Source organism: Saccharopolyspora hattusasensis, assembly GCF_050972075.1.
Classification (GTDB): domain Bacteria; phylum Actinomycetota; class Actinomycetes; order Mycobacteriales; family Pseudonocardiaceae; genus Saccharopolyspora; species Saccharopolyspora hattusasensis.
The window spans coordinates 7770177-7792770 of the sequence record NZ_JBPCDC010000001.1; the positions used below are offsets into that span (position 1 = coordinate 7770177).

Annotated in this window: 22 protein-coding genes and 2 pseudogenes; 9 read left to right on the forward strand and 15 right to left on the reverse strand. The window is 65.0% G+C overall.

Annotation, left to right across the window (positions count from 1 at the left end; all coding sequences use genetic code 11):
- Positions 1-478: 478 nt before the first annotated feature.
- Entirely contained in the window at positions 479-904 is a 426-nt protein-coding gene (locus ACRXBZ_RS36720) for a LuxR C-terminal-related transcriptional regulator (RefSeq protein WP_433882996.1), read from the forward strand.
- A gap of 532 nt (positions 905-1436) precedes the next feature.
- Here ACRXBZ_RS36720 and ACRXBZ_RS36725 read toward each other — a convergent pair.
- A complete protein-coding gene (locus ACRXBZ_RS36725; RefSeq protein ID WP_433882997.1) occupies positions 1437-1610 on the reverse strand; it encodes a DUF397 domain-containing protein in 174 nt (57 codons plus the stop codon).
- A complete protein-coding gene (locus ACRXBZ_RS36730) occupies positions 1588-2469 on the reverse strand; it encodes a helix-turn-helix domain-containing protein (RefSeq protein ID WP_433882998.1) in 882 nt (293 codons plus the stop codon). The genes ACRXBZ_RS36725 and ACRXBZ_RS36730 overlap by 23 nt, the downstream gene beginning before the upstream one ends.
- Positions 2470-3525: 1056 nt before the next feature.
- On the opposite strand from ACRXBZ_RS36730, the gene ACRXBZ_RS36735 reads away from it, so the two are divergent.
- Together ACRXBZ_RS36735 and ACRXBZ_RS36740 are read left to right on the forward strand one after the other, a co-directional pair.
- Entirely contained in the window at positions 3526-3951 is a 426-nt protein-coding gene (locus ACRXBZ_RS36735; RefSeq protein ID WP_433882996.1) for a LuxR C-terminal-related transcriptional regulator, read from the forward strand.
- Between the two features lie 155 nt (positions 3952-4106).
- On the forward strand, positions 4107-4457 hold the full coding sequence (locus tag ACRXBZ_RS36740; RefSeq protein WP_433882999.1) for a hypothetical protein: 351 nt from the start codon (positions 4107-4109) through the stop codon (positions 4455-4457).
- A gap of 34 nt (positions 4458-4491) precedes the next feature.
- On the opposite strand, the gene ACRXBZ_RS36745 is transcribed toward ACRXBZ_RS36740, so the two are convergent.
- The 7 genes and pseudogenes from ACRXBZ_RS36745 to ACRXBZ_RS36775 form a co-directional block, all read right to left on the reverse strand.
- The gene (locus ACRXBZ_RS36745; protein ID WP_433883000.1) at positions 4492-5370 is read right to left on the reverse strand and encodes a hypothetical protein; all 879 of its coding nucleotides are present in this window, start codon (positions 5368-5370) and stop codon (positions 4492-4494) included.
- Between the two features lie 233 nt (positions 5371-5603).
- The gene (locus ACRXBZ_RS36750; protein WP_433883001.1) at positions 5604-6746 is read right to left on the reverse strand and encodes a hypothetical protein; all 1143 of its coding nucleotides are present in this window, start codon (positions 6744-6746) and stop codon (positions 5604-5606) included.
- A gap of 281 nt (positions 6747-7027) precedes the next feature.
- Entirely contained in the window at positions 7028-7792 is a 765-nt protein-coding gene (locus ACRXBZ_RS36755) for a hypothetical protein (protein ID WP_433883002.1), read from the reverse strand.
- Between the two features lie 250 nt (positions 7793-8042).
- Positions 8043-8290, reverse strand: a pseudogene (locus tag ACRXBZ_RS36760) (IS982 family transposase); the annotation flags it as partial.
- A 428-nt stretch (positions 8291-8718) separates the two neighbouring features.
- Entirely contained in the window at positions 8719-9276 is a 558-nt protein-coding gene (locus ACRXBZ_RS36765; RefSeq protein ID WP_433884087.1) for a S1 family peptidase, read from the reverse strand.
- Between the two features lie 141 nt (positions 9277-9417).
- A complete protein-coding gene (locus tag ACRXBZ_RS36770) occupies positions 9418-10134 on the reverse strand; it encodes a LuxR C-terminal-related transcriptional regulator (protein WP_433883003.1) in 717 nt (238 codons plus the stop codon).
- A 303-nt stretch (positions 10135-10437) separates the two neighbouring features.
- Positions 10438-10881 carry a hypothetical protein gene (locus ACRXBZ_RS36775; protein ID WP_433883004.1) on the reverse strand — a complete coding sequence of 148 codons (444 nt, stop codon included), beginning with the start codon at positions 10879-10881 and terminating at the stop codon, positions 10438-10440.
- 149 nt (positions 10882-11030) lie between these two features.
- Between ACRXBZ_RS36775 and ACRXBZ_RS36780 the strand changes: the two are divergent.
- From ACRXBZ_RS36780 to ACRXBZ_RS36795, 4 genes and pseudogenes are all read left to right on the forward strand, one after another.
- Positions 11031-11144, forward strand: a pseudogene (locus ACRXBZ_RS36780) (leishmanolysin-related zinc metalloendopeptidase); the annotation flags it as partial.
- 39 nt (positions 11145-11183) lie between these two features.
- Positions 11184-11330, forward strand: a complete 147-nt coding sequence (locus ACRXBZ_RS36785; RefSeq protein ID WP_433884177.1) for a hypothetical protein — start codon at positions 11184-11186, stop codon at positions 11328-11330.
- Positions 11331-11384: 54 nt separating this feature from the next.
- Positions 11385-11801: a hypothetical protein gene (locus ACRXBZ_RS36790; RefSeq protein WP_433883005.1), complete on the forward strand. Its 417-nt coding sequence runs from the start codon at positions 11385-11387 to the stop codon at positions 11799-11801.
- 156 nt (positions 11802-11957) lie between these two features.
- Positions 11958-12290 carry a LysM peptidoglycan-binding domain-containing protein gene (locus ACRXBZ_RS36795; RefSeq protein WP_246868443.1) on the forward strand — a complete coding sequence of 111 codons (333 nt, stop codon included), beginning with the start codon at positions 11958-11960 and terminating at the stop codon, positions 12288-12290.
- A gap of 17 nt (positions 12291-12307) precedes the next feature.
- Here the strand turns inward: ACRXBZ_RS36795 and ACRXBZ_RS36800 are convergent, their stop codons facing one another.
- Positions 12308-13639, reverse strand: a complete 1332-nt coding sequence (locus tag ACRXBZ_RS36800) for a hypothetical protein (protein ID WP_433883006.1) — start codon at positions 13637-13639, stop codon at positions 12308-12310.
- A gap of 350 nt (positions 13640-13989) precedes the next feature.
- On the opposite strand from ACRXBZ_RS36800, the gene ACRXBZ_RS36805 reads away from it, so the two are divergent.
- Complete coding sequence (locus ACRXBZ_RS36805; RefSeq protein ID WP_433883007.1) at positions 13990-14157, forward strand: hypothetical protein; 168 nt, start codon at positions 13990-13992, stop codon at positions 14155-14157.
- A 55-nt stretch (positions 14158-14212) separates the two neighbouring features.
- On the opposite strand, the gene ACRXBZ_RS36810 is transcribed toward ACRXBZ_RS36805, so the two are convergent.
- The 5 genes from ACRXBZ_RS36810 to otsB form a co-directional block, all read right to left on the reverse strand.
- Positions 14213-15259, reverse strand: coding sequence for a YncE family protein (locus tag ACRXBZ_RS36810; RefSeq protein WP_433883008.1), 1047 nt, complete (start codon positions 15257-15259; stop codon positions 14213-14215).
- Positions 15260-15779: 520 nt separating this feature from the next.
- Positions 15780-16280, reverse strand: a complete 501-nt coding sequence (locus tag ACRXBZ_RS36815) for a DUF1259 domain-containing protein (protein WP_433883009.1) — start codon at positions 16278-16280, stop codon at positions 15780-15782.
- 116 nt (positions 16281-16396) lie between these two features.
- The gene (locus ACRXBZ_RS36820) at positions 16397-17248 is read right to left on the reverse strand and encodes a CDP-diacylglycerol diphosphatase (RefSeq protein ID WP_433883010.1); all 852 of its coding nucleotides are present in this window, start codon (positions 17246-17248) and stop codon (positions 16397-16399) included.
- 172 nt (positions 17249-17420) lie between these two features.
- A complete protein-coding gene (locus ACRXBZ_RS36825) occupies positions 17421-19847 on the reverse strand; it encodes a glycoside hydrolase family 65 protein (RefSeq protein WP_433883011.1) in 2427 nt (808 codons plus the stop codon).
- A complete protein-coding gene (otsB, locus tag ACRXBZ_RS36830; protein WP_433883012.1) occupies positions 19844-21145 on the reverse strand; it encodes a trehalose-phosphatase in 1302 nt (433 codons plus the stop codon). Before otsB ends, ACRXBZ_RS36825 begins: the two co-directional genes overlap by 4 nt.
- 424 nt (positions 21146-21569) lie before the next feature.
- Here otsB and ACRXBZ_RS36835 point away from each other — a divergent pair, with 424 nt between their 5' ends.
- On the forward strand, positions 21570-22457 hold the full coding sequence (locus tag ACRXBZ_RS36835; protein ID WP_433883013.1) for a universal stress protein: 888 nt from the start codon (positions 21570-21572) through the stop codon (positions 22455-22457).
- The last annotated feature ends 137 nt before the right edge of the window (positions 22458-22594 follow it).

A 22594-nucleotide genomic window follows, 5' to 3' on the forward strand; every position in this document is an offset into this window, starting at 1 on the left:
GTACTTCACGTTCGGGCGCATGCCATGCGATCAGGCGGGGGCACAGAGTGAGCGGATCGGTCGTATTCGGACCAGTGTCCGCGATGGAAGGGTACGCGTGTGTGCCTGGGGTCCGGGTGGTTTGGACTGACCATCTCGGGTATGTACACGAACGCAAGCCCGGCACCGTCGCGACGTCGCGATGCGGACTCAACATGGGCAGGTCCAATACGCCACCACTCGTGAGACCGTGTCGCGACTGCGTTGAAGAGGCAATGCGGGAAGAGTCACCCGCCGAAGTGGCTATCGGACGTCATAGACGTACCGCATGACCCCAGACACGGCCCGGTGCCGGTCGACACTGGGTATCCAAGTGTCGTGCCCCCGGCCCGGCATCGGTCCGTCGCGGCCGGTTGGTGGCTGGAGATCCTCCGGCCGCCAGCCGGCCGCACCCACGTGATTCCGTCATTTTCAAACTAGTACGAACGGTTTTAATGTAGTGAGAACGTCACCGCAAAAATTCAGCATCGACGAGTTGATAAATCTCACCAAGGAAGAGAGGGACGTCATATATTGTGTTGCCTGCGAACTTACGGACAGTGAAATTGCGATGCGTTTGTATATCTCGAAAGATACCGTAAAGTCCCGATTGTGTAATATCTACCGCAAGTTTAATCTACGCAACCGTGTCGGTGCTGTGATTCTGGGATACGAGCTGGGAATCCTCAAGTCGTCAAATGTTGAGCAATTCAGAAATGCCGAAAATTCGCCAATCGACGATACATCCCGCATATGTCTGCCGGTCCGCCAACGAGACATGAAAGAAATCGAGGCTTTGGTGGATCTTCTTGCCAGGCGCATGAAAAAATATCTCCTCACTGAGGCCATGAGTCGACAATGGGAACAAACGAGAGGTCAATCCTAGTGGCTAGCCCGCCACCTATACGGTGCCGCGCACCACAGGTGCGGGGCACCGTCATACCTCAGCAGCACCGAGACCCCACGCCGACACACCCCCGCACCTCCGCCGCAACGGCACGCTTGTGCTCACTGCGTCATGAGCCGATTGTTTACTTCTGTTTGTCCACACCGGACAGTCGAGGGAGGCCGCAGGACACCCCTCCCGGATTAGTAGCCCGTTTCGGGCGAAATCGGCACCTCTCCAAGGCGGCCCGGATGGTGGGTGGGCTGCGAGCGCATGATGATCAACAGGCCGATCAAGGTTCGTAGACACGGCAGTAGCAGGCTGCCCGTTCAACCACGGACGGCCCTACCAAGACACAGCAACCGGACACACCCCGACGCGCTCGAACCAACGATGGGTGTGCAACAAATGCAGTTTCGACGTTGTTGAGCGCGACTACTCGACATGGCGAGGCATGATCGAAGATCATCGAAGATGCAACGGCAGAAACCAACAATGACGCCCCGGTGCCACGCACCGGGGCGTCATGCATTCAGCGGTCGAAACGACGCTGCTGCACCGCACGAACGAAGGTCGACACGTCGACGCTCAAGGTCGGTCCGTGAGGGTCCTTAGAGTCTCGAATTTCGTCTAACGTGGTGGTCAGTTCGACGCAGTTGCCGTTCACGTTGCTGTACGAGCTCTTACGCCAATATTTCGGGTTCATCTTCCTGGTGCTCCTCAACTATTGTTTGTGCTATCAGATCAATCGATTTGCTCGGACTCAGTGCGTATTCACCAATCATGTCAAGCGCCTTGCGGTACGCATCGACATCATCGGAATCGGTAACGAACGCACTCGAACTATAGTGTTCGAAGTGCACATAAGGCGGAGCGTCTGGGAATTCGTAGAGCACGAATGGTCCAGCGGTTCCCGGATGCCAGCCGGTACGTATTGGGACTACGCGAAGCGTAACGTTCGAATTTTCTGCGCAGAATTTGATCAAGTATCGCAATTGGTCGATCATTGCGACGTTTGACCCGATTTGCTGACGCAAGGCAACGTCACCAACAAGCACCTCGTAGTGAACCGGATTCCGCTTTGTAAGGATCTCCCGACGCGACACTCGAACCATTACACGTGACTCAACATCATGTTTCGGGTGTCCGTCAGCTTGTGCAACTCCCCGAACGTAATCATTAGTTTGCAGTAGTCCGGGAATGATCATCGGTGACCATTCCATTATTACTGATGCGTCCCGTTCGCTCGCAACAGCCCCCGCTAGCTGTTGCGGAATACCGGGAACTCCAGTGGTCAGCCAATTAGGCTCGTTCGCATGACGCGCTATGTCAAGGATTCGTTCGCACTCCGCAGACGCCGTGCCCAATGCGCCTAGAATCCTTGCTGTTGTTTCGACGTCAGCAATTCTCTTGCCGGTCTCAATTCTGGACAAGAGTGCTTGATCTATCGATAGTTTATTAGCTAGTTGTCTAGCGCTGATACCACGGTCATTGCGAGCTTGACGCAACGCAGCCGCTAGCGCTCTAGCTCGCGGTGATCCGTTGGCTGTAGCCATGCGATACATCCTTACGTGTCATACGGGCACGATCACCCGTTTAGAGCAGTTGCGATGTCATTTCAACATCATCCAATCTTTTGTTGGCGCTGATCACCCCTTGCCGCATCAGCGTACTTGCTAGGTCAACACTCGTGGGAGGCATCATGGCGGGTCACAGCGCAGTTCCTGGTCCACCTGGCCCAGGTGTTCCGGCCGACCAGACGCCCGAGGGTAGCAACGTGCGGTGGTTCCGCTACAAACATGGCGTCGTCCGTGAGTCGAAACGTGTCGTGCACTGTGCGGAAGAATCTCGGGATGGCACGGTGACTTCCGTGTCTGGGGAGAAGTTCCCACGCGTGCAGGTGGAGGTGTGCGAGGAGGGTGAGGGGGCAGCGTGCGTTCCCTGCCTGCTGGTCGTCCTTGGCCGAGCTGATCGACTGGCCGATATGCCACCCGTGGTGAGTCAGGTTCCGGCCGGTACGCTTGCTGTGATGCTTGCTGAAGTCCAATGGGCAATCAGCGATGCGCAGTTCAATGTCGTGCGGGGGGACTACCCCCTAGAGAATCAGGTAGCGCTAGCGGACAAATTGCGGCGACTCTCCCATGTACTTCACGTTCGGGCGCATGCCATGCGATCAGGCGGGGGCACAGAGTGAGCGGATCGGTCGTATTCGGACCAGTGTCCGCGATGGAAGGGTACGCGTGTGTGCCTGGGGTCCGGGTGGTTTGGACTGACCATCTCGGGTATGTACACGAACGCAAGCCCGGCACCGTCGCGACGTCGCGATGCGGACTCAACATGGGCAGGTCCAATACGCCGCCACTCGTGAGACCGTGTCGCGACTGCGTTGAAGAGGCAATGCGGGAAGAGTCACCCGCCGAAGTGGCTATCGGACGTCATAGACGTACCGCATGACCCCAGACACGGCCCGGTGCCGGTCGACACTGGATATTCAGGTGTCGTGCCCCCGGCCCGGCATCGGTCCGTCGCGGCCGGTTGGTGGCTGGAGATCCTCCGGCCGCCAGCCGGCCGCACCCACGTGATTCCGTCATTTTCAAACTAGTACGAACGGTTTTAATGTAGTGAGAACGTCACCGCAAAAATTCAGCATCGACGAGTTGATAAATCTCACCAAGGAAGAGAGGGACGTCATATATTGTGTTGCCTGCGAACTTACGGACAGTGAAATTGCGATGCGTTTGTATATCTCGAAAGATACCGTAAAGTCCCGATTGTGTAATATCTACCGCAAGTTTAATCTACGCAACCGTGTCGGTGCTGTGATTCTGGGATACGAGCTGGGAATCCTCAAGTCGTCAAATGTTGAGCAATTCAGAAATGCCGAAAATTCGCCAATCGACGATACATCCCGCATATGTCTGCCGGTCCGCCAACGAGACATGAAAGAAATCGAGGCTTTGGTGGATCTTCTTGCCAGGCGCATGAAAAAATATCTCCTCACTGAGGCCATGAGTCGACAATGGGAACAAACGAGAGGTCAATCCTAGTGGCTAGCCCGCCACCTGTACGGTGCCGCGCACCACAGGTGCGGGGCACCGTCATACCTCAGCAGCACCGACGCCCCACGCCGACACACCCCCGCACCTCCGCCGCAACGGCACGCTTGTGCTCACTGCGTCATGAGCCGATTGTTTACTTCTGTTTGTCCACACCGGACAGTCGAGGGAGGCCGCAGGACACGCCCGACCGCGCGCTGGCCGCGGTACCCGTGCCCGTCGGGGACGAGGCGTACCGGGTGAACGCGATGCCGTTGCGGTTGCCGAATTCGACCATGGAGCAGCAGGCCCTGCCGCAGTTCGCGGACGTGTCGGTGCGCCGCGTGACCGGACCCGCGGACCTGATCGACACCGACCAGTGGCGGACCGGTGAGGTCAACGCCGCTACCGGTTGGCGGGTGGAGGTGACGAGCTACGTCGTGGCGAACGGCACCCGCACCGAGGTGGACCGTTCGGTGCTGATCCTGGGTGCGGTCAGCTGTTCGCTCTCCCGGTGAGGAAGGGCAGAACGCGTCGACGCAGGCGTTGGCGTCAGGCTCGGCCGTGGCGAGATTCTCGTAGCGCCGGTGCCCCTTGGGGCGCCGGCGCAACTTGCGGACTTGGCGCCGCCTCCATGACTTCTTGGCCTCGGGCGTCGACGGCCTTTGTGAACAGGTGTTGTGCAGCTCCGAAGATGACGGCCCAGCCGATGATCTGCGCCGATGAATCGAGGGACGTCAAACCGGGTACGAATTCGCCGCGCATGAGAAGCAGCCCGAGCACGGCTGTCAAGGCACCGGCCGGGAGCTTGAGGCACGCGAGCGCGAGCGGCACGTTGGCCGCGGTCGGTTTGCCCCTGAGCTGGTGCAGCGCGGCGGCAGCGGTCACCGCCGCCGCGACGAACCCGACGGTTTCGACGACTGCGCAGTCGCCACTCGACGCGGCCAACTCCGAACTCAAGTCCATATCTCCGGTGAACGGGTGTTGGCCGAGCGGACACACGACTATCAGTCCGCGAGGTGGCTCGAGAACCTGTGCTGACGGCACGTTGGGGGTGGGCCCGAAGCAGATCGGCAGCAGCGTCGGAATGAGGGCGCTGAGGGTCGCGATCGTGACAGCTATGCCCAGCAGGCCGATGGTCCAACACCACACCAGTTGCGAGAAACTGCGCTCGCGGACGACCTCGCGCTCCTGAGCCCGGTACGCCTCGCGCACTGCGTCGATCACGGTCTGTCGCTGCGACTGGGTGATTCTGCCGCCCTCGGAGCTCTTGAAGATCCGCTCGACGGCCAATCGGCGCCTGTCCTCGAGCGGCAGGCTCGCCTCGATCAGCATGAGGAGGTCGGCCAGCATGCTGTGGAGATCTTCGAGCGAAACCATCTGGAGCGCGAGGAGGTGGGCCGCGTGGATGTGGGCGAGCGTGCTGTCCACCCCGTGCGCCCGCCGCGGCCACCGAGTGCCGAGGACATCGCTGTGAGCGCACTCGAGGTGGTCGCGGGCGTGGGCCGCCAACTTCTCGGTGCACAGCTCGCTCGGCGCGGAGCAGTTCTCCGCCCAGTCTACGAATGCCCTCAGCTCGTCTATGCGGGCGAGCGCCCTGAACCCCCAGGGCCATCGCCAACCGGAGTCTCGTCGCGAAACGTTTCGCGGGGCGTTCACGGCTCTCACCTGCGCAGCGATCGAGCGGCCGAGACCGCCACCCACGCCACCTCCGGATGCCGGATGTCGGAGTGGGCCTGGGCGAACCAGGACAAGTTCCGGTTGATGACGTCGTTGGCGTCGAGACGGTAGAACACGCCCGGCTGGAACCCGTAGTCCGTGCCCTGCTGGGCCATCTTGACGGTCTGAACCCCGCTCTGCTGGTAACCGTCGTAGCCCATCGCTCCCCAGCGGTAGTTGATCCGGTCCACCAACTCGGCGTCCTGCCATGCCAGCCTGCTGGCGTTGGGATACCACCAGGCGACTGCGCGGTCGGCCTCGCTGAACGTGCACACGAGCGGGCCGTCGACCCGGTCGACGCAATCGGCCAGCACACCGGCGCCGTCCCGCACCGGAGCTCGCGGTGCGAACGCGAAGTGGCTGAACGCGCCCTGCAGCAGGTACAGGGATTTGACCGGGCTGTGCGCGCCACGCAGCTCAGGCGGGAGCCCGCTGAGGGCGAACGAAACGAGCCGGGCGCCGAAGCTGTGGCCGAGGAGATGCACGCGCACGCCGGGGATAGTGTGCGCCACCTGTCCGAGCAGGGGACCGAGGCCGTCGCGGCCGACCACCCCGGCGCGTTCCTTCATCTCGTAGTAGCTGAGTACCCGCAACGACTCTCGCGCTCCCCGCCACATCCGCCCGAACGGGTTGAGTGCCCGCTCATTTCCAACGTCGACGGGTGCGAGGGCCGCCATCGCGTCGAACACCCGTCCCGGTGGTGCGCTGAGCACCGCTGCTTCGCCCGCGTCCTCCGGGGCGCTGCTGGAAGTGGTCACGAGTCCTCTCGCCAGGCGGAGGAACTCCAAGAGCCGGTCCCGGTCCTGCGGCTGCCGGTCGAGCAGCTGGCCGATCTCCTCCAGCCGCTCCTCCTGGTTCGGGAAGGCAGGCGAGAGCGCCTTCGCGAGGTCGGCACCGGTGGATGTCTCCCCGGTGGATTGTGGGGACGCCAGAGCTCCTAGGTCCCGCGTCGCCGATGACCGCGGGACCGGCGGGCCGGTGTCTGCCGGGGCGTCCTCGGGGAACAGGAGTGCGGGCCACAGCACGCCGACGAACGCCGTATTCGCCCGCTGCTCGGCCGAGAGCGTCCCCGCGATGAGTCCGAACATCGCCGCGTAGAGGTCACGTGCCCCGTCGAAGGAGCTGTTCCAGCATGGCTGAAGACGAAGAGCTCGCGCAGCCCCGCGGTGGTCCCGGGCAGGCTTCCACCCTGGCGGAGCACGCCCGCTGCATCGAACTCGACCTCCCAGTACGGCACATCGCCGAGATGTGACTCCATCTCTCCTCCCCAGGTCGCAGCGCTCCCACCACGCAGAGACGGTTCCGCAGGGGCCAAAGAGGATCCAGCAGGTTCAAGACGCGGCTCATCGCTGGCAAGGGATGGGCCCGGCTAGCGGTCGGTCGGTACGGCGATTTCTCCGTCTTCCCGCATCAGCCGATCCAGGACTTCGTCCGGCATCCACACCCGGTGCGGGTAGTCGGTGCCCCAGGAGTTCAGGATCGGCACGGCGCCCAGCTCGTCCGCGCGAGCGTTGCCGAGCACGGCATGCACGTCATCAACCGATGCTGCCCAGCGGAACACCTTGATGCCGTCGGCCACGTCGGCGACGTAGCGGGCGCGCTCGGGGTAGTCGTTGTTGGCGTAGGAGTTCTCCCAGTCGACGTGCCCTGCCGAGGCCAAGACCTCGGCCGCGGCGCGACAGGACGTACCGTTGGAATCGCCCGGGTTGGTCTCGGGCCACTGATCGCGTTCCTTGCCCCGATCCCACAACCACCAGGCCGTGTACAACTCGTCGTTGAGGATCGTCATGCACCGGGTCCAGGCGAATCCGACGCAGGCTCCCTCGCTGCCCTGGTTGTAGAACTTCCACCACTCCTCGCGGTCGGGTTCTCCTCCGGGTTCCAGGCACACGGCGTGCCCGCCCCGAATCCTGGTCAGCGACTTCGCCCCCTCCCGGGCCACGAACGGAACACCGTCCTGGCCCGCTTGGGGGCGGTCGAATTCGGTGTACCAGTTGATGCCGATCACCACCGGTACCTCTGCGGGTCGGCTCGCGGCGGTCAACGGGTATTGCTCGACGTGGCGCCAATCGTCGGGGAGGAAACGTCCCAGGCGCTGGTCATCTGGATCTCGATCGATCGGGCGGTACCGCATGAGTTCCTCCACTCTCGCTACACAGCTGCCCGTTTACCGGAATTCGGGCGGGCACGACCAGTAAGCCGGTGGCGCGCATGCGGCAACAATGAGCACACCGATCCAAACAGGATCCAGGCGGTCCACCCACCGGCGAACCAGTCGGCGCCCGCCGCCCGAGCCGCCAGAGAGGCTGTTTCGGAAATGATCGTCCGAAGTGCGGTAGGGCGGAGTTTGGAAGCAGCTTCAAGACGAGTAAGTCTGAATACGATCAATGATCGTAGGCGGTGAGCGAGCGAGTGACTGGCTGGCCGGTGCGGAAGTTGTGCAGATCGCGGCGGCCAGGGTTAGCACACGCTGGGCGACGCGCACGCTGACACCCTCGGCCGTGTGGGCGCCGTGTTGTTCCAGGTCCAGCTGTCCCTTCAGGGGGTCGTTGACCGACTCGATGAGTTGGCGGACGTTCTTGAGCATCGGCTCGCCTGCTCGCAGAACCTCCTTCTTACGCGACGGCCGCAGCGGTGTTGCCCGGGTGCCCGTCAGCGCGGGTGCGGTCTAGCCGGTAGCTCTCCCGCCACGATCCTCTGGTCGTGTCCGGGTCACACCTGGCCGACGCCGCAACCGATGCTGGTGAGCACGTCTGCCGATGGCCACCTTCGAAGAGAACAGCCGTGAGCGTTTTTGGGTGCCATAGCACCCAAAAGCACTCACGGGTGTTCTCTGCTCGAAACGCTCGTCCCGATCCGCATAACCGCGAACACGCCCCCGCCGCTTCCCGCCATGGCGCGGCCAGGCGTTGTTCGATAGCGCGGATTGCCCTCGTGAGACTGGTTTTCTGGAGCGCCCAGGCACCGCAGGGATATGAAGTTCTCAAGACCCTGCCAGAGCTCTTTCCCCTGGTTGAACTTCTCGTGCTCGGAGTCGGCAGCGGTCGATTCCCCCCACTTCTACCGTGATGTAGAGCGGAACGGACAGCTTGTGTTGCATGATCGGGCCTTTCGTGTCGTGGCGACTCGTCGGGTGCTCCTCAGGAAAATTCCACCCCTGCCCGCTGGAGGAGCGGGTCTCCCGTAAGCCGCCACAGCGGCACCGCCTCGTTGCCCCGAAGGTATCGACCTCCGAAGTGCAGGCCGATGACCATCGAGGTTTCTAATTAGGTCGAACAGGCACGATCCCGAATTGCCGCCGAGGGTCGAGCAGTCGTGGATGACGCTGCCCGATGCGGAACGAACCTCGCCCGGCTGCAGTCGCTTGACGTTGTAGCCGCCGGCGAAGATCCGCTGCATCTCCTCCGGATCGTTGCGCCTGGAGTCGGCGGCCGGATAACCGACGACGTACACCTTGGTCCCGCTGCGAACACCGGGGGCGCGGGCGATGGGCAGGGGATCCATGCGAGGCGCTCCGCCAGGGCCGTCCGGCGCGCACCACAGCAAGGCGAGGTCGACTGCGTCGTGCATGCCGATGATCTCGGTCAGCTGCAGCTCTCGGGGCTGCGAAGCCGACAGTCTTGCTCGATCCGTGGCAGATCGCGTTCGTGGCGCAGTGCTTCTGCTACGACGTCATGCCCGGACATCATTCCCCCTGGTATCAGCCAACATCCGTGATCCGACGGTAACCAGCCGTGCCATGGAATTACCTCCCCCGGGCTAATCCGGGCGGCAGTTGGAGTGCGGTCTGTTATTGGGCGGGAGGGCCTGGTGCAGCGTGGAACGGACAAGGACGGAGTGGTCCAAGCGTTGCTGCCGGGCCCAGGCAGCGGCCGCGGCACGACCCTGCAATCCCAGCTTGTCTAGGATGTTGTGCACGTGGTTCTTCACCGTCGCCAAGGCGATGCACAACTGCCGGGAGATCTCCTGATTGGACAATCCCTGCTCCAGCAGCACGGCGACTTGCACTTCCCTGCGACTCAGGACCCCCGCGTCCGGACTGGGCTGCACCTCCGCGGACAGCTCGGCCACCCTGCGGCACAGGGCAGCGGCAACGCGCGGCGAGCAGCGCAACTCCCCATTGGCAACGCTGCTTATCGTCCGAATTAGTTCGGAGATCGAATGTTCCCGTGTCAGGTAACCGGCCGCGCCCAACTCAGCATAAGCAAGAATGTCATATTCCTGGTCGGACACGCCCAAGGTGATGATTCGCAGCCCGGGATTCCCTGCCAGCAAGGAGATCACGGCACTCGGACCGTCCGGCAAGTCGGCGATGTCAAGCAGTACCACCGGGTGCTTGCGTGCGGTCAGATCGGGTTCCAGTTCCTCCGGTCGCGCAAGGGTGGAGAGGACCGCGAATCCGTCGACGTTTTGCAGGGCAAGGGCCAACCCCTCACGGTAGAACCTCGTCGCGGCAACGATGATGAGCTCGATCATTGTGAACACCCCGGCGCCGCCACCGGCACTCGGCCAAGAAGCAGTTCCGCTTCCAGCTGTCACCGGACATCGCACGCTCAGCTCAACTTCACGTTACCGTGCCGAGGACTGTCGCGGGTATGGCATTTGGTCCTCGTTCGTCGACCGCTAGATCTGCGGTAGATGGAAACCGGATAAGTATTGTCCTGCAAGGGTTCCGGGACGAGAGTCCAGGACCTTCGGCTGTTGCGCGAGCATGCGCAGCGGTGCATGTTCGAAACGCGTCTGGATTGGAAGGGAATATTCCAGATCATGTCGGCTTTCCTATTCGCGGAGGATGTGTTTGCCATGACGAAAAGCGCGACACGTACTCGCACGGTTTACACCGCCCGTGCCGATGCGGGGCAAGCGAAGGCGATTGCCGCAACCGAGTCCCCGTTCACCATCGAGGTCCGGTTCCTCGGCGGGCTGACCGAGGTGCAACAGGCCGCTTTCACCCAGGCCGCGGACCGGTGGGTCCGCGTCATCGTGGGTGATCTGCCGGAGGTCGAAATCGATGGTGACGTCATCGACGACGTCCTCATCCTCGCTCAAGGCGTGAACATCGACGGCCCCGGCAGGATCCTCGGTCAGGCCGGCCCGACGCACCTCCGGACGGCCGGCGCAGGCGCCTCGGCGTTCCTGCCCGCGAAGGGGGCGATGTCGTTCGACACGGCTGACCTTGCGAAGATGGAAGAAGCGGGAACGCTCGACGACGTGATCACCCACGAGATGGGCCACGTGGTCGGCGTCGGCGGCCTGCTGTGGTCACGCAAAGAACTGCTTGCCGACGAGGACAGCGACAACCCCACATTCACCGGCCGGGCCGCAATGCGGGAATACGGCCGGTTCGCGACGGCCAACCGCGGGCTGTCCCGGTGGAGAACACAGGCGGAGCCGGCACTCGCGGCAGTCACTGGCGCGAAACCGTCTTCCGCAACGAACTCATGTCGGGATTCATCGCGGCGAAGAACAATCCGCTCAGCAAAGTCACGGTAGCCAGCCTGCAAGACCTCGGCTACGAGGTGGACATGGACGCCGCAGAGACCTACACCCTCCCGAACCTGCTGGAGCTCGCCGAGGAGGGGACGCTGGTCTCGCACGCTGCCCCAATCGACTCGGGCATCATGCTTCCCACGATCCCGATGGAACTACCGGCCGAAACCCTCCGGCGGTAACGACCTCCGCCAGAGCCAACCGGTCGGTGCTCACCCTCGAAGGGGTGGATCACGTTGACTGCGGCGATCTTTGGGCTCGTGGGGGTCATCGTCGGCGGGTTCTTGACCGGCCTCGTCGATTTCGTGCTCGACCTGCGCAGGGAGTGCAACGCTGCCCGAGCTGCGAGCAAGCTCGTGCGGTCCCAGCTCAAAGACGCGCGCACTGCGGTGGTCGTAGCACTAGAAACCCGGGAATGGCCGTTGGGCTGGAATGACAAGGCTTGGGCTCAGTCGTGGTTGGTCTACTGGTCGGCCTTGGCGGGCCGCATGGCGGATGACGCGTTCCTTCAGCTCGCCGAGGCCTACAACTACATGGAGTTGCTGCAGCGAGGCCTCGCCGATGGCAGCAGGCCGTTGGCCGACAACGACGAGAAATTCCTGAAAGACGTGCGGAAAAGCATCGATGCGGCCGAGCTGTTGCTAACACGCTGAGCAATGCCCGGCTCGCTTGGCGCACCGGTCATGTTCGTGGGCGGATGGATCCTCAATGGATCCCGCTGCTCATTGCCACAGCACGCGGGCGGCGCCTTACATGGACACGGGATGTCTGTGCGCCGAGCGCGCAGCTGACCACGAGGAGGCTGAGCAATGACGAACTGCAACACCTACACGGTGCAGAAGGGCGACACGCTCTCCGAGATCGGCGAATGGTTCCACGTCCCTTGGCAGGAACTCCAGCGCATCAACAACATAGAGAACGCGAACCTCATCTTCCCCGGCCAAGTTCTGCGCCTTTCGAAGAACGGAAACGTGTGCAAGACCTACACCGTGCAGGATGGGGACACGCTCTCCGAGATCGGCGAGCAGAACCACGTGAGGTGGCAGCTCCTGGCGTACTACAACCACATCGCCAACCCGAACGTCATCCAGATTGGACAGGCGATCTGCATTCCGCACCCGCAAGGCCCATCGGCGGTGTAGCGGTGCGGATGTCGAGATCACGGGCGCGGTTGGGGGCTTCCCAGGCCCTCTCCGCGGCCGTGCCACTTCTGCATGTGCGTGGCGTGTGTGCGCAGGTACGCCCCGGATTTGAAGAAGTGGTCATAGAAGTCGAGGTCGAGGTGGTGCGCCTGGACGTAGTTCAGGATGAACACCGTCGGCACAGTTGCGGGGAACTTCCCGAAGACGTCGAGGACGTACTGGGCCTGGAGCGAGACGCACGCCTTGAACTCGTCGTCGTGGACCAGGGCGCTTCCGCGGAATCCGGGTGTGTCGGTCCAGGCGCCCGGGGTGTCGCGGTGGAACGGGCCGCCGGGCCCGAACTTGCGTTGGGCGAATGCCTCCACCGCGGCCGCCATGTCGGGGTAGTGCGGTGGGCAGTACGCCTCGAAGACCCCTTCCCGGCCGGTGGGGTTGGGCGTCGACCAGCGTTCGTCCTCGTCGTAGCGGAAGCCGAGGCCGGGTACGTCGGGATTGCCGGAGGCGCCGAGCATCGAGAAGCGGTCGATACCGTCGAACATCCAACCGCCGAGCCCCATGGCCTGGAGCATGAGCACGCCTGCGTAGCACGCGGTGGCGAGCTCCGCGGTGGCCTCGGTGAGTGCGTACTGCTCGCTGAAGGTGAGCGGGAACGGCTCCTCGACGTCGACCAGGCCGCTGAACTTCTCCAGTCCGGGGAGCTTGCGGTCGTTGACGTCGTCGTAGATCGCGTAGCCGTTCTGGGCGAAGAAACACAGGACTGCGATCAGGTGCTGGGCGATGTCGGCCACCGGAACAACCAGCAGCGAGCCGGGAACGTTGACGCACCAGGTGTTGTGCCCCTCGAGGTAGGGCTCCTCCGCGGGGAGGTAGAGCCGCCCGGGGGAGAGCCGGTGCAGGCGCTCGCGGTGGCGCTCGACCATCAGCCCGGGCGTGAGCCCTTCGGCTGCCGGGTCGACGAGCGCGCCCGCGTCGCGGGTCGGGAAGAAGTAGAGCCCGGAGTCGTCGGTGAAGAACAGTTCGGAGGTGTGGAACCCGGCCGCGGAGGGGAAGGTGCGTCCGGCGGCCGCACCGGCGTAGTTCGAGACGTGCGGCGCGTAGCGGGCGTGACGGGTGATCGAGTAATGCCAACCCGTCGTCCCGCCCATCGCGCTCAGCACGAGCATCTGTTCGAGCTCTGTGAGGGGAAGCGGCTCGTGCTTGGACCGGTAGGCAAGCGGGCCATCGGGGATCTCGTCGCCTAGGGCGAAGCGCCGCGAGCGGCGGCCGAAGAGCGCTTCCACCAGCGGGAAGGCTGCGAGTTCCTGGAGCGCCTCGGCCCTGGTGCTGATCGTCTGCTCGAAGTTCACCATGCGCTCACCATGCCCTCCTCGGCAGCTGGCGAGGACGACTCCATCGTCGCCTAGCCGCCGGCAGTTGCAACCCGAGGAAGCCCCGGAAGCCCCTCCGCGTGCTCGCCTCGTGGTGCGAGCGGGTGGAACCGGAACCGTCAAGTTCCACCAGACCGTGGAGGGCTGCGATGCTGTTGTTCATATTGGACAGTTCCCGCCGCCATGTGCGCCCTCGGCCCGCCCGACCAGCGCGGTCGCGGGCGCATGGCTGCACGCGATCTCCGGTGTTTGCCGTACCGGCCACGGGGGAATGAAGAGGGGACGGATGTTCCGTCATCCGATCGTCGCATCATGTTCCGGAGGCGGATGTCATGACGCAGGAAAAGCAGACACCACGGGAACATTCCTCCGAGCCGGCCGAGGGACCGCAGCAGCAAGCAGATATTAGGAAACCGACTCCTGGTGAGCAGGGGGCGAAGGCTTCCACCGTGGAGGCCGAACTGCGGCGCCACGCCGATACCGCAACAGAAGGCGAATGACCTTTGCACGGGAAGCTGCGTAGCACCGCCGCAGCGGCGCACCGCGATGTCCTGGTCAGCCGACGGGTTCTCGTTCCAGCAGGGCCGGGTGGCCGCTCGTTCCGCTGGGCACGGGATAGTAACTGCGGTGTGTGGTGGGGTCCACGGTGACCACGTGTGCGTTGTCGGCGAGATGGCCGGAGCCCCTCACCGCCAGCTCGTGGTCGTGCTGGTCCAGCACCGTCAGCCAGCCGCTTTCGGCTGCCACGTACAGCCGCTGCGCGATCGGGTCGTAGGCGAGGACGTCGGGTTGGTGGCCGACCGGTGTGGTCGCGGCGACCGCTCCGGTGTCGATGTCGACGGTCAGCAGCTCGTCGTTGCCGTCGCAGGCTGCGAACGCCAGTCGTTGGGGTGGGGCCAGCGCCAGCCCGTGGTCGTGGTCGCAGCCGTGCAGCGGGATCGTTCTGGTGACGGTGAGCTTGGTGGGGTCGATGATGGCCAGCTCGTCGTGGGCTTGGACGTCCACCAGCATCTGATCTGCGACTGGGTCGTATGCGACGTTGCCGACCTCCCCGCCCAGAGCGAGGGTGCCTCGTGCGGTGCCGCTGGAGGCGTCGATGACGGTCTCCGAACCACCGCGTTCGTCGGTGGTCCACACGGCGTTTCGGCGCGGGTCGAACGCCAAGCCGTCGGGGTACGCGCCGGTCGGGGTCTGGTTGATCACCTGACCGGTTTCCTCGTCGATCGTGACCATCGCGTCGCTGCCGGTTGCCGTGGCGTACACCCGGTGCAGCGCGGGAACGACGAGCACACCGTGCACTTGCGGCACGTTCGGGATCACACGCACCACGCGGTGCGCGCGAACGTCGACCTCGACGACCTCACTGGCTCCGAGATGCGCCGCGAAGAGCAGTCCGCGTTCCGAATCCAGGCTGGCGTAGTCGAATCGCGAGCTGCTCCCGGGTAGCTCCACCTCACCCACGGCACGCAGCGGCAGGGCAACAGCCGTCGGCGGTGGCGGTGAACAGGCCGCGGCCAATGCTACCACCAACGCCGCGACGAAGACCCCGGTCGACGACGGCGTCCAACGTGCGCGCCGCCGTGGGGCGCCGACTGCTCGCATTGCAGCCTCCCGTTCACGCAACGTGTAAGAACGTTCCGCGAGCCGACACCTTACGGTGCCGACGTTGGCCAGCGCCCGTCCGGCGCTGGTCTTCCCGTGGCGATGCCCGCCGCCAGTATCATGCTGGTCTTAAATGGGTTTCCATCGGGCTGGCACGACGCAACTCGCCGCCACCCAACCATGTTGGCAAACCATCACCGTTATCTGACGGTCGTGGTGGATCACGACACCGGGCGGGTGGTGCGGGCCGCGCCGGGGCACGATTCCGCCACCGGGGGGCCACGGCGCGTAGGCCGCCAGCCGCCAGCATGAGTTCCGTGAGCGGTTTCAGGCGCTATAGCACCGAAAAATAAGCACGGCCCACCTCGGAACTCGACGACTACGCGACCAGGTTGCACTGCCGGGACACCCGGGTGGCCGACCTGGAACAGCCGGTCTTCGCCTGAAGGAGCGCCATCTTTACCCAGCTCCCCGAACAGTTGGGCGTCCCGGCGAATCGGACCACCTTCGCCGCAGTGGCCTACTGTGCCGGCTTGGCGTTGGTGGAGTCGACTGCCGTCCGCAGTGCTTTGGCGAGTGCCACGGCGTTGCCGACGGCCCAGAAATGCATGTAGAACAGCCGGGGCTCGTCGGTCAGGCTGTGGTTGTGCAGTTCGACCACGGTGATTCCGCCCCTGCGAAGCGCCTGGATCACGTTCTGGACTTCGGGAGCGGTCACGACGAAGTCACCGTTGATCGCGGCCCTACCGCCCCCCACGGGCTGGAAGTTCAGCGCGGTGTTGACCCCGGTGCCCGGCGGGACGACGTGTCCGCTGTCCTGGACGGCGTCGTTGCGGGCGATGGTGAACTTGTAAATACCGCCGTCAGCACTTCCCGTTCGTCCCAGGGCGTTGTCGATCCCGGCAGTGTCCAAATCGATCGCGGGCTGCTGAGCCGGTGCAGCGGCAGCGGGTGGGATCGCGGTGGCGTCCCGTCCCTGATCGTTCCTGAGCTTCGCAACCCAGAAACGTAGACGCCGCACGGCGTGCGCCCTAATCGATCATGAAACCCCACCCACACCAACGGCAGAAGGTCCAGATTCCCCCGGCCACCAGCAGAAGCGGTCTTGAGATGCGGGCCATGCCACCACCGTCGCGATCAGGTGTACACGAGCAAGCGGTCGCAACTGCTCGTCCCGCCGATTCCGTGTTCGGCGCCGGTCAAGCCGGAATTGCTGGTCAGCACGTAGAATCCGTGTGGGCTTTGCGTCACGATTATCATCTGGATCGCGATGTCTTCGCGTGTCGGGCGCGCAACGTTGTCGAACATGAGCGCGAAGAGGTTCTGGTTCAAGTTCGTGACCTGGAGCGCTCGGTAGTAACGCGTGTCGCCGTTGAACTCGAGTTTCACGCGCGATGCCGCCCAGCCGTTCACATCGTTCTTGATGCCCGCCTTGTTCAGCTGGTCGAGCACCTTCGTCGAGATGCCGGCCATGTGGATGTGCAGTTGGTCCTGGTCTCGAACGGGTTTGCCGGCCGTGTCCTGGGCCGCGTTGACACCCAGGCCGATTTGGCCGCCGCTGTAGGTCACCGGGGCGACCCCACCTGGCTGAGCTTGATCCCACGCGTCTTGCCAGAAGTTTCTCCCGAACCTGATCTTCGAACACTCGATGCCCTTGAGGCGGCTCGTGGGAACTAGCAAGAAGTTGTGGGTTCCAGGTGGGTCCGCACCGTCGAGCACGACGTCGTACGCGTTCGTCCCCTTGCAGTAGCTGGGCATGGGGTGGTGCGTGGGGTCGCGCTGGGCTTCCCCGCATGCCTTGGCGTGGTCCCAGAGTTTGATCCCGGTGTCGCCGTAGGCGCCGCACGGGTCGGTCTGGGCGGCGGCCGCGGGCAGGTTCGTCCCGGCCGCCGCAGCGGAACCGACCAGAACCGCGGCGGCTCCGGCGGCGCCGGAGAGCTCCAGGAATTGGCGTCGAGCTAAGTTCCCGGCGTTCTCGTTCGCGCTCATGGTGACTCCGGCAATGGCGACTCGGCGAGCGGACGACGTCCGTGGTGCGAGTGCACCAGCGATCGGCTCGACGGACTACGGCCGAAGGGCCTGCATGTTCTCGCCGCACTGCCGTTTTCCTCCGCGGTGGTGGACGGTTCATAGCCTGCGTTGTTCCGCCTGACGGCCAGGATCAGGCGAAACTCGTCGGGTCCGCGCCGCGGATGGGGTGTTCCAGCGAGAAGCGGGCGGTTTCGCCTGGGCCCAGGCAGACCGTGCGGGTGCCGCAGGTGCAGGTGATGGGGGCTCGCTTCCGCCCCGGGCTGGTGCGGATGGTGGCGGTGCGCCCGGTGACCTTGATGGTGACCGGTTGCCCCTGGTAGCGGATGGAGAGTTCCAGCGGCCCCAGTTCGCTCGGCCACAGCGGGTTGAGGTGCAGTGCGCCGTCGCGGATTTCGATACCGGCGAAGCAGCGTTGCAGGAGGTCGATGCTGCCTGCCATGGCGGCGAGGTGGATGCCTTCGGCGGTGGTGCCGTGCTGGGTGTCGTGGACGTCGCTGGCCAGCACGTCGTCGAAGAACTCCAGTGCTCGGTGCCGTCGGCTGCGGGCCAGCACCCAGGCGTGCACGACGGCACTGAGGGTGGATCCGTGGCTGGTGCGCTTGAGGTAGTACTCGATGTTGCCGGGAATGCTGGGCATCGGGTAGCCGAGCCTGCCCAGGATCTCCCCGAGTTCTTCGGCCGACAGCAGGTAGAACAGCATCAGCACGTCCGCCTGCTTGGACGCTTGGTAGCGGTTCGGATCGTCGTTCTCAGCCTCCAGGATGCGGTCCAGGCGCTGGATGTCGCCGTAGCGCTGCCGGTAGGCGTCCCAGTCGAGTTCGGCGAGCCGGTCGTAGCCGTCGAACTGGCTGATGATGCCGTCGCCGTGGAACGGGACGAACATACGTTGCGAAATCCGCTTCCAGCGGTCGATCTCGGCGTGGCGGATCTCCAGCGCGTCGACGAGTTCTCCGCGCCGCTGGCCGGGCAGTTCGCGGAGGACGTGCACGGCGGTGCGGCACAGCCAGGCGGTCATGATGTTGGTGTAGGCGTTGTTGTCGATTCCCGGCCGGTCCCACCCGGGGTATGCGGTGTGGTACTCGTCCGGGCCGACGACGCCGCGGATGACGTAGCGGTCCCGGCTGCGGTCGTACTGGGTGAGCGAGCCGAAGAACCGGGCGATCTCCAGGATCATCTCCGCGCCGAAGTCGGCGAAGAACTCCTCGTCCCCGCTGGCTCGGTGGTAGTGCCAGACGTTGTGGGCGATGGCGAGCCCGATGTGCCGCTGCAGGTGCGTGTGGTCGGGCAGCCAGCGGCCCGAGCGGGGGTTGAGGTGCAGGCGTTGGGTTTCCTCGCGGCCGTTGCTCCCGCTTTGCCAGGGGAACATCGCGCCGGCGAAGCCCGCGTCGCGGGCGGCTTTCCGCGCCTGTTGCAGCCGGCGGTAGCGGTACAGCAGCAGGGCACGGGCCAGCTGCGGGAGGCGCAGGTCGAGGGTCGGCAGCACGAACAGCTCGTCCCAGAAGATGTGGCCGCGGTAGGCCTCGCCGTGCAATCCGCGAGCGGGGATACCGGCGTCGAGGTCAACGGTGTTCGGCGAGGTGGTCTGCAGCAGGTGGAACAGGTGCAGGTGCACCGCCTGCCGCGCGGGCGCGCTCCTCGATAGTCCACAGTGGAATCCCCCGTGCAGGTGCGCCCACGCCAGGCTGTGCGCTCGGGCCAGATCGTCGAACCCGGCGGCATCGCGCACGTCGTCGACGGCCTCGGTGACCGGTTCGGTGCTGGCGCGGTCCAGCGAGGTGTGCAGCGAGACGATCTTCTCCACCCGCACTTCGGCGTTCTGCTCGACGTCCAGCGCGATGTCGTGGGCGATCAGGTCGTCCTGCCGGACCAGGGACGGGCCGGGGTCAAGGAGCTCACCCGCCACGAACACCCGGAACCGCGCGGCTTCGGCGACGCGGATGCGGGACTGGGACGTTCGCGCGCACAGGACGGCGATGTTCGGCGCGACTTCGAAGGACTGATGGTCGACGAGGTGCCTTCCGGCGAGGTCTCGGTAGCGCTCGACACCGCAGTTGGTCACCCGGCCGTCGATGCCGCAGCGGAACGTCATCGGGCCCGACCAGTCTTCGGCGACGAGGGTGGTTTCCAGTCCGGCGAGGTGCGGCCGGGACATGTGCACGAACCTGCGCTGCACGACCCTGGTCGTACGGGCCCGCTCGTCGCGGAAGCGTAACCGGCGAACCAGGATGCCGCGTTCGAGGTCGAGTTCCTGCTCGTGGTCGAGCAGCTCTACCTGCATCGGGTCGAACCACGCACCTTCGTCGATGCGGAAGCTCAGCGGAAGCCAGTTCGGCATGTTGACCAGCGACTCGTTCTCCACCTCCTTTCCCGCGATGGTCGTGGTGAGCCGGTCGTAGCAGCCTGCGACGTAGGTGCCGGGGTAGTGCACCCCGTCGGCGCGGGACTCCGGCGCTGCTCCTCGGGTGGCGAAGTACCCGTTTCCCAAGGTGCACAAGGCTTCCCGGCGACCTTCGTCGTCCGGGTCGAAGTCGCGGAAGTCGAGTTGCCACGGGTTCATGCGCTGCCCGGTGACGACGCGAAGCGGGCGAGCAACGCGGTCAGCGAGAGCGGGTCGTCGACGGAGTAGTGGGCCCAGGTCAGGCGATCGCCGTGTTCTGCGCTGCGCACCACGATTCCGATCCCGTCGTCGTGGATCTCGCGCAGCGCGTCTTCGTCGGTGTAGTCGTCTCCGGCGAAGACGGGAACGACGTCGGGCCCCGAGAGGCCCATTCGGTCCAAGAGCCACCGCAGCGCCCGGCCCTTGTTCCAGTCGATGTCCGGCAGCAACTCGACCACTCGCCGGCCGTGCGCCGTGCGAAGTGCGGGGAAAGCGCCACCGACGCTGTCCACAGTGGATATCACTTGGTCGACGGCGTCCGGCGCGACGTTGCGGTAGTGCACCGCGAGGGCGAAGTGCTTCCGGTCGACCCGGGCGCCTGCGGTGAGTTCCAGCTCATCGGACAGCCGCTGTTCGGCCTCCTCGAGATCGGGCAGCGCGGACTCACCGGCCGGCAGTGCGATCGACACGTCGTCCGGGCCGGCCAGCTCGAATCCGTGGCTTCCCGCACACCACAGGCCGTCGATGCGGATCCTGCTGCGCACGTCCTGCAGGTCCCGGCCGCTGAGGATCGCCACCGGGCAGCGCTGGACGAGCCGCTGCAGGACCTCCCGCGTCTTCACCGGCATGGTGACCTTGGTCGGGTCGCTCCGGATCGGCGCGAGAGTGCCGTCGAAGTCCAGCAGAACCACAGGTCGGTGACCTCGGAGGCGGTCGGCGATCTCGCCCCAGCGGCCGAGGCCGTCGGGGACCTCGGACAGCCGCCGCTCGCTGGACGCCGCGACGGAAACGTCGGTGAGCGCCGGTACGACCACGTCGGCCCCGGCCTCCAGCAGCCGGCTCGGCGGGCCGGTCCGGGCAATCCCGATGATGAGGCCGAAACCACCCGTTCTGGCGGCCTCCAGCCCGCCTTGGGCGTCTTCGACGACCACGGACGCCCAGGGCGGCGTGTCGAGCCGACGCGCGGCTTCGAGGAACACCGCGGGATCGGGCTTGCCGGGCAACCCCAGCTCATCGGCGAGCATACCGTCCACCCGGACGTCGAACAGCTGTCCTGCTCCGGCCTGTTCCAGGACCTGGATGCAATTGCGGCTGGCGGAGATGACCGCGGTCCGGACGCCTCGGCGGCGCAACGCGGCGACCAACGGGACCGCGTCGTCGAACAGCCGCTCGCTCGCCGAGGCGGCGTCGGCGATCATCCCGTCCATGTCGAACAGCACCGCGCGGTAGCGACGCGGATCGATGTTCGTGGTGGCCATGCGGACTCCGGTTCTCCACACCGCCTAGGTGGCTGGTGTCGAACGGCCTCATTTTCATCGAAAGACCGACCCGGACAAATCGTGCGGGGCTGAGATCGCCGTAGACGGTCGGAAAGACGGTCGCCGATCGAATCAGTCCACCCTAAGCCTCGAAGTTCGAGGCACCTGCCGGGTACTTCCCGAAAAACACCAGCCTCCTAGACCGTGGTCGGACTAGCACTTCTCGGATACCCGACCTGATGCGCGAATCCACCGTCGTTCGATGCCGTCGCTGCGGCTCGTCGGCTTAGCGTGGACGAGGGTCCGACGGCCTCATTGCGGCCTGGGAGACCGCCAGTGATGTGCCCTGATCGAGTGCCGCGCGTCGAGGTCCGATCCACCATGTAAAGCATCGACCGACCGATGGCAGGGGGAGGCGTTTCGGGTGGCTGCGACAGCGCGCAAGGCGGTCATCGTGGGATTCGATTTGTCGGAGCCGTCCCGCCGGGCGGTTCGCTGGGCGGTGCGCGAGGCGTCCGATCGGCGCCGGCCCTTGTTGCTGGTGCACGTGCTCACGTGGCCGTTCGACGAGCACACCACGATCGAGGTGCCGGGCGAGGACGGTGTGCTCGAACCGCTGCAGCAGATCCTGCGGCGCGAGCTCGACGTGCTGGGTGAGGCCTGCCGGGAGCTCGACCCGGAGCTGGAGGTGCGCAGCCACCTGCGGTTCGGGGACCCGGCCGAGGTGCTCAGCGAGATTGCCGAGGACGCGGAGGTGCTGGTGCTCGGTGGGCCGCGGATCGAGGTGGAGATGGGGGTCCTCGGCTCGACCTCTGCGGAGCTGCTGACGCGACGCCCCGGCGCCCCGGTCGTGGTGGTCCGCGGCAGCGTCGAGGAGCCAGGGACAGAACCTGTGGTGGTCGGTGTCGACGGGTCGTCCGCCAGCAAGCTGGCCATCGGCTTCGCCTACGACTTCGCCTCCCGGCACGGCTGCGACCTGGTGGCCGTGCACGCCTGGAGCGACCTGCCGCTGGACCCCTTCGCCCGGGTCAAGCAGTGGGAGCTGCCGTGGAGCGAGGTGCGTGGCGAAGCCGAGGAAGCGGTCGCCGAATCCCTGGCCGGCTGGGGAGAGCAGTACCCCGACGTCGACGTGCGGCGCACGATCACCCCGGAAAAGCCCGCGCAGGCCTTGTTGCGCGAGGCGCGCGGGGCAGGGCTGCTGGTGGTCGGGAGTCACGGCCGGGGCCGCATTCGCCGAAGCGTGCTCGGTTCGGTCAGCCACGCCGTGGTGAACCGGGCGCCTTGCCCGGTCGCGGTCCTGCGCGCCAGGTGAGCAGATCGGTCCCCCTGCCGTTCCCGGGGCGACGCCGATCGCCCTCGTGGTCGAAACCGCTTCCGCGGCTTGATGCGGTTTCGTTCCCGCGCCGGGTGAACCGGGATTAGAGCCGCGGGTTCGACCGGATCGGATAG

Excerpts from the sequence above, each read along its gene's own strand:
- ACRXBZ_RS36725 (WP_433882997.1), bottom strand. The coding sequence starts at position 1,610 with ATGAACCCGAAATATTGGCGTAAGAGCTCGTACAGCAACGTGAACGGC.
- ACRXBZ_RS36730 (WP_433882998.1), bottom strand. The coding sequence starts at position 2,469 with ATGTATCGCATGGCTACAGCCAACGGATCACCGCGAGCTAGAGCGCTA.
- ACRXBZ_RS36750 (WP_433883001.1), bottom strand. The coding sequence starts at position 6,746 with ATGTTCGGACTCATCGCGGGGACGCTCTCGGCCGAGCAGCGGGCGAAT.
- ACRXBZ_RS36755 (WP_433883002.1), bottom strand. The coding sequence starts at position 7,792 with ATGCGGTACCGCCCGATCGATCGAGATCCAGATGACCAGCGCCTGGGA.
- ACRXBZ_RS36770 (WP_433883003.1), bottom strand. The coding sequence starts at position 10,134 with ATGATCGAGCTCATCATCGTTGCCGCGACGAGGTTCTACCGTGAGGGG.
- ACRXBZ_RS36785 (WP_433884177.1), top strand. The coding sequence starts at position 11,184 with ATGGACGCCGCAGAGACCTACACCCTCCCGAACCTGCTGGAGCTCGCC.
- ACRXBZ_RS36795 (WP_246868443.1), top strand. The coding sequence starts at position 11,958 with ATGACGAACTGCAACACCTACACGGTGCAGAAGGGCGACACGCTCTCC.
- ACRXBZ_RS36800 (WP_433883006.1), bottom strand. The coding sequence starts at position 13,639 with ATGGTGAACTTCGAGCAGACGATCAGCACCAGGGCCGAGGCGCTCCAG.
- ACRXBZ_RS36805 (WP_433883007.1), top strand. The coding sequence starts at position 13,990 with ATGACGCAGGAAAAGCAGACACCACGGGAACATTCCTCCGAGCCGGCC.
- ACRXBZ_RS36810 (WP_433883008.1), bottom strand. The coding sequence starts at position 15,259 with ATGCGAGCAGTCGGCGCCCCACGGCGGCGCGCACGTTGGACGCCGTCG.
- ACRXBZ_RS36820 (WP_433883010.1), bottom strand. The coding sequence starts at position 17,248 with ATGAGCGCGAACGAGAACGCCGGGAACTTAGCTCGACGCCAATTCCTG.
- ACRXBZ_RS36825 (WP_433883011.1), bottom strand. The coding sequence starts at position 19,847 with ATGAACCCGTGGCAACTCGACTTCCGCGACTTCGACCCGGACGACGAA.
- otsB (WP_433883012.1), bottom strand. The coding sequence starts at position 21,145 with ATGGCCACCACGAACATCGATCCGCGTCGCTACCGCGCGGTGCTGTTC.